Annotated in this window: 8 protein-coding genes and 1 riboswitch; of the genes, 6 read left to right on the top strand and 2 right to left on the bottom strand. The window is 39.9% G+C overall.

Features of this window, described 5'->3' with window-relative positions:
* Window positions 1-431: 431 nt before the first annotated feature.
* The 5 genes from Q7P97_RS02145 (at window position 432) to Q7P97_RS02125 (ending at window position 4,097) form a co-directional block, all read left to right on the top strand.
* On the top strand, window positions 432-1,556 hold the full coding sequence (locus tag Q7P97_RS02145) for an IS4 family transposase (protein WP_303965897.1): 1,125 nt from the start codon (window positions 432-434) through the stop codon (window positions 1,554-1,556).
* Window positions 1,557-1,879: 323 nt separating this feature from the next.
* A riboswitch (purine riboswitch) is annotated at window positions 1,880-1,979 on the top strand.
* A gap of 51 nt (window positions 1,980-2,030) precedes the next feature.
* Complete coding sequence (locus tag Q7P97_RS02140; RefSeq protein WP_303965895.1) at window positions 2,031-3,194, top strand: MFS transporter; 1,164 nt, start codon at window positions 2,031-2,033, stop codon at window positions 3,192-3,194.
* 64 nt (window positions 3,195-3,258) lie between these two features.
* A complete protein-coding gene (locus tag Q7P97_RS02135) occupies window positions 3,259-3,576 on the top strand; it encodes a DUF3784 domain-containing protein (protein ID WP_303965892.1) in 318 nt (105 codons plus the stop codon).
* 15 nt (window positions 3,577-3,591) lie between these two features.
* Window positions 3,592-3,837: a hypothetical protein gene (locus tag Q7P97_RS02130; protein WP_303965890.1), complete on the top strand. Its 246-nt coding sequence runs from the start codon at window positions 3,592-3,594 to the stop codon at window positions 3,835-3,837.
* On the top strand, window positions 3,837-4,097 hold the full coding sequence (locus Q7P97_RS02125; RefSeq protein WP_303965888.1) for a hypothetical protein: 261 nt from the start codon (window positions 3,837-3,839) through the stop codon (window positions 4,095-4,097). The genes Q7P97_RS02130 and Q7P97_RS02125 overlap by 1 nt, the downstream gene beginning before the upstream one ends.
* 40 nt (window positions 4,098-4,137) lie before the next feature.
* Here the strand turns inward: Q7P97_RS02125 and Q7P97_RS02120 are convergent, their stop codons facing one another.
* Window positions 4,138-4,659: a hypothetical protein gene (locus tag Q7P97_RS02120; RefSeq protein ID WP_303965886.1), complete on the bottom strand. Its 522-nt coding sequence runs from the start codon at window positions 4,657-4,659 to the stop codon at window positions 4,138-4,140.
* A gap of 83 nt (window positions 4,660-4,742) precedes the next feature.
* On the opposite strand from Q7P97_RS02120, the gene Q7P97_RS02115 reads away from it, so the two are divergent.
* Complete coding sequence (locus tag Q7P97_RS02115; protein ID WP_303965885.1) at window positions 4,743-4,871, top strand: hypothetical protein; 129 nt, start codon at window positions 4,743-4,745, stop codon at window positions 4,869-4,871.
* Between the two features lie 56 nt (window positions 4,872-4,927).
* Here the strand turns inward: Q7P97_RS02115 and Q7P97_RS02110 are convergent.
* A partial coding sequence (locus Q7P97_RS02110) for a PH domain-containing protein (RefSeq protein WP_303965883.1) occupies window positions 4,928-5,118 on the bottom strand: 191 nt, incomplete at its 5' end.

Genomic DNA, 5,118 nt, shown 5'->3' with positions numbered 1-5,118 from the left:
AGAGGGAGAACTGGTAATAAGTCTAAAACAACAATTTGTAGAGTCGACAATTAAAGTAAGTGTGACAAATACAAATAGTAACGAAAGTGGAAAAGTTGAAGTGACTGTAGAAGAAGAAGCTGTAACACAGTTGCCGAAGTAACATTAATTAAAATAAAAAATTAAAACGCCATCTGATAAATAAAAATTTATCAGATGGCGTTTATTCGTAAAAACAAAATAGTCTTCAGATTAGCTAAGTTTCAAACGACATAATATACACTACTCATTTCAGAAGAAATTTTGGTGATTTATTGCACTAGCGTCGCATTAAAATAACGAGACAGGATTTAGCAATCTGAATATTCTTTAATCGCTCTTTTCCACAAAAAAATCCTTTATAATGGGTTGGAGGCAGTAATCCATCCAAATCCAAAATAAAGGACAATCTCATGGATAAGATTACACGAAAAACAGCATTTGCGCAATGGGCTGCACCGATTTCCAATGAATTATTTGCGGAACAGGTTCAGCTTCATTGTCTTGATCACTATACAAAGAAGCTGCACATGGCTTCGTTTATGAACTTACTTTTGTACGCACAGCTTCACGAAACGGAAAGTTTGCGCGCTGTCAGTGACAGTGTCTTTTCTGAAGAACTGCAGGAAGCCACGAACTTGGACTCTATAAGTTTCTCACAGCTAGGTAGGCGTCTGCGCCAAGTGCCGACGGAATTTTTCCAAACCATTTTTCTTGATCTAGTCTCACAGATTCATGGCGTTACTAACTTCCCGACACGCCGTGAGCGGACAACACCGCTGAAAATCATCGATTCCAGCACACTGCCCTTAAATTTAAACAACCACCGATGGGCGGAATTCCGAAAAACGAAGTCCGGTATCAAGCTTCATCTACGTCTCATGTTTATGGAAAATGGTTGTTCGTATCCTGATCAAGCGGTCTTGACGAACGCCAAGGAACACGACCGTGGCCAACTGGAAGTGCTGGTGGATGACAAAGAATGTCTGTATGTGTTCGACCGTGGTTATTTAGATTACGAACGGTTTGACCTGATGACGGATGAAGGGTATTTCTTCGTCTCTCGTCTGCGAAAAAACGCAGTCGTACGAACGCTTGAACACTTCGAATTGCCAGAAGACACCGTCGTATTGTCAGATGAAATGGTTGTGATCGGCACCACACAAAATCGATCGGAAAATGCGTTTCGCCTGTTAAAAGTATTGGATTCCAAAGGCAACCAACTGAATCTGGTCACGAACCGTTTCGATTTATCAGCAGACGAAATCGCAGAACTGTACAAGTCTCGCTGGGCCATTGAACTGTTTTTCAAATGGATGAAACAACATTTGAATATCAAGAAATTCTACGCACAGAGTCAGCAGGGCGTGCACAACCAGGTGTATCTGGCGATGATTGTCTACTGCTTGAATGTGCTGGCACAGTTACGAACAAAAAGTAAGCTTACCTACTTGCAGATCAGCCGTTATCTAAAGGCTTCTTTATGGAAGTCTGCGCATGTTTGGATTCGAAAAATTGAAGATAAAAGCGTGCCGTAACGCGGATAATCCTTTTCTGTCACAGTAGCCAAAAGGTATAGTAAAAAAATGGATGTTCACTGTCTTTATTCAGCCGTCTTCGTTTTTTTCATTGTAGACAGAAAAATATAGACGGAATATTCCGTGTTATTTTATGCGACACTAGTGATATTATGTAAAAATATTAACTCATATTTTATTGTATACAGCTCTAAATGTTTACACACTATAATACAATACTAATTGTAAAAAAATTTGATAATCAAGAATTAATTCGATTATATATTCAGCATATCATCTAGCTTGCCATTCTCCAATTTCCGTGATAAATTGAACAATAGAAAATTTCATTTACGGAATCAACATGTATAACCTCGATAATATGGTTCGAGGGTCTCTACCAGGAACCGTTAAATCCTGATTACAAAGTCATTTTTGTAATCGGGATTTTTCTATGGAGTAATAAATGTGGTAGAACTGGTAGGAGGAATTAGTTTGAATTTACGTGTATTATTATTGGCTATTTCAGCTATAACAGTAGGACTGGTAGAGTTGGTAGTCGGAGGCATACTGCCGGTGATTGCAGAGGACTTACATGTCTCGATTGCAACCGCAGGTCAGTTAATTACAGTTTTCGCACTGGTGTATGCAGTAGCGGGACCTGTGTTATTATCCTTCACTGCGAAAGTGGAGCGAAAAAAATTATATTTACTTACGCTTTTTGTATTCTTATTAGGTAACATCCTAACGTATTTGAGCCCAACGTTCGGCTTGATGATGGCTGCACGCATATTAACTGCAGCAAGCGCAGCACTCGTCATTGTCTTGTCGTTGACGATTACGGCGCGTATGGTTGAACCTCGGATCCGAGCGAAGTCACTCGGCTATATTTATATGGGAATCAGTTCATCACTTGTGCTCGGTGTGCCAATCGGGATCGTCATAACAAATGCGTTTGGATGGCGTTCTGTATTCCTCGGAATCTCCATAATGACCATCGTTTCGATTATTTTGATTGCCAAGTTTTTCGAGAAAATTGCTACAGGCGATGTACAACCACTTTCTGTGCAAATTAAAGCATTGGCGAATAAAAAGATTTTCTTTGCTCATATGGCGACGATGTTTATGCTAGCCGGTCATTACACCGTGTATGCATACTTCACTCCGTTCCTTGAGACAACAATGAAATTAAGTCCTTATTGGATTAGTGTCTTCTACTTCCTATTCGGATTGGCTGCAGTTGCAGGCGGAGCATTCGGTGGAGGGTTGGCAACACGTCTTGGTTCTAAGAAAAGTATTTTGATCATTCTTGGCGCATTTGCTATTAGCTTATTTGCCCTTCCCTACTCTACGTTTTCGATTCCGTTATTCATCATTTTCATGATGGTTTGGGGTGGATTAAGTTGGGCGTTGGCACCTGCACAACAAGATTATATTATTCAAAGTGACCCTGTTACATCCGACGTGCACCAGAGTTTCAATAACTCGGCCCTACAAGTCGGTATTGCGCTTGGTTCGGGTGTCGGTGGTGTCGTGTACAGTCAGACAGGTACTGTAACAAATATGCCTGCTGTTGGCGGCATCCTTGTCATCATTGCGTTCATATGTGCAGCTATCTCACTTTCAATGGCCGTAAAGACTCGTCAAGCAACTGTATAATCATGTAGAATGGAGTGAACTCGGTACAGAGTTCACTCCATTTTTAATGAAACGAGGGATGATTATGCTCGGTCTGCTACTGGATGTTGTCATTCTGCTTGCATTTATTGTGTACGGTATTGCACTTTGGCATGGTAAAGGCGCAGCTCTGCTTACAGGTTATAATACGATGTCTATTGAGAAAAGGATGCAACTTAACGAACGTGCATTATTCAAGTTTATAGCAAAGATTATGTTCACTTTAAGTTTTTGTGTCGGTTTGTTCGCAGTGAGTGAACTGCTAGAAGAAGATATATATTTCATAGTGGGACTATCACTTTTCGTGGTAGTACTCGGTTTTGCATGGATTTATGCAAATACAGGAAATCGATTTAAAAAATAAGGCAGGTGTTGAATAATGGTTAGAAGACGTGGTATTTATGAAATTGAAGTACTAGGCATGCCGCTTCAATGTACACTTTGCGGTGGCACAACGTTTATTCACCGCGAAGTCTATATTGATTTGGAGCAAACAGCTAAAGACATACCTAATCAGCTAACATTGCAATCATTTGCTTGTGAAGTATGTAGTACAACGCAGCTGATTCAAGAACAGTCGCATCATGACGAGCCGAATATTGTCTATATCGAGGTGGATGCATGATGGTAGAAGAACTAGAAAGCGTTAGAAGCCATATAACAATTTTAGACCATCTGCTTATTTGTCGTCTTTGTACGCATGATAAATTTATCCCCTATCGAACCTTATCAAACGTGGAAGAACCGGGAGTTGGTGTGTTATCAATTGGCTATTCCGCAGTATGTGATCGATGTGGTTGCGTGACGAAGTTTGGTGATCCCAGTCATCCAAGTGAAGATGGAATGGATTATATATGGGCTCTTAAACAAACAATAGTACAGTAGAATTGAAAAAAACGCTCCGTATAAGGAAGCGTTTTTTCTTTTACTGTGAGACTTCCCCAATTCGCACCATCATGTCCAGTACACTTTCCAGGAAGGGACCGATCTCACACATATGTTCTTCCGTCAATTTCGGTTTAAATTGGATACGCACACGATTCATCAAGCCTGGCTCTGTTTGTTCATATCGAAAACTAAGTGTTTGCGTATAACTAATATCATTTTCCCAAACAGTACGAAGAATACACGCAATTTCCTCACATTCCCTATCTACATCTTGAATGAATGTGCGAACGAGGAGCGAGAGCGTGCAACCGGGCTCCGCATCTTCAACTTCGAGTATTTCATTCGCAAGTTCCTTGAGGGATGAACTCAAAGTGAGATCCACGATGACTGACGGATATCCGACTTTTGAAAAACGAATCGTAAATTCTCTTGCCATAACAGCTAAATCCAATTGATCTTTACGATTTAAAATATGGACTGTTTGTTCTAGATTGTCCAAGTCGTAAATTTGATTTTCAAATGCCACTCTTAAATTTTCAAATACAGTTGGATCGTACATAGCGCGGCCTCCCCATCTCTTATATGTATAGATTATTTCAATAAAGCCACATTATATGCAAACCGTGCAGGGAGGTTATGTATATGACCAACAAAGCCGCTTCGATTGCAAAGTTAAACACGGAGGAATTACATGCTTTACATCACCTGGAAAACAAACTAGGTGTGACACTCGTTGCGTATGAGAGTACTATCTCTCAAAACATGAAATAATAGTGAAGTGGTACTTTCTATTACAGAAAGCACCACTTCTTTATTTGAAATAAAAATTAAACACAAACCGTTGCTAATATTTTTTGAATATCATAAATGGCTTGATCTTTTCTAAATTGTTTTTGGATTTGTGGTGTCTCGGAACTTGATATCCAGATTTTCAATTCCGCATCCATATCGAACGTACCTGCAGTTTCCACACTGAACTGAGAGATACTTTTAAAAGGTGCCGAATGGTATTCCACTT

It is taken from the genome of Sporosarcina ureae (genome assembly GCF_029267015.1).
In the GTDB taxonomy this organism is placed as follows: domain Bacteria; phylum Bacillota; class Bacilli; order Bacillales_A; family Planococcaceae; genus Sporosarcina; species Sporosarcina ureae_D.
Note: the sequence above shows the minus strand (reverse complement) of the source record. Positions and strands in the feature narration are given on the sequence as shown.